Source organism: Peribacillus sp. SIMBA_075, assembly GCF_046534585.1.
This window is the reverse complement of the sequence record NZ_JAWRYN010001772.1, coordinates 1-228: the sequence shown is the minus strand read 5'-3', so window position 1 is coordinate 228 and position 228 is coordinate 1. Positions and strand designations below refer to the sequence as shown.

Annotated in this window: 2 pseudogenes; one reads left to right on the top strand and one right to left on the bottom strand. The window is 39.0% G+C overall.

From position 1 onward, the window contains the following. A pseudogene (locus SB775_RS34530) lies at positions 1-138 on the top strand (PCRF domain-containing protein); the annotation flags it as partial. On the opposite strand, the pseudogene SB775_RS34525 reads toward SB775_RS34530, so the two are convergent. Further along, positions 139-228 (bottom strand): annotated as a pseudogene (locus SB775_RS34525) (1-deoxy-D-xylulose-5-phosphate synthase N-terminal domain-containing protein); the annotation flags it as partial.

The following is a 228-nucleotide window of genomic DNA, read 5'->3' as shown; positions in this document are numbered from 1 at the left end:
CGTTATGAGAAGTTAAATGAATTGTTAAGTGACCCAGAGGTTATTAGCGATACGAATAAGCTTCGTGAGTATTCAAAGGAACAATCTGATATGCAGGAAACGGTAGAGGTGTACCGTGAGTATAAAGATGTTCGTGAGATATTTCCCTGCGGTACGTAGACGTCCAAGTACATTATGAAGCGCACCAACGTTTGGTGCAATTGACATTTCATTATCATTCAAAATAAC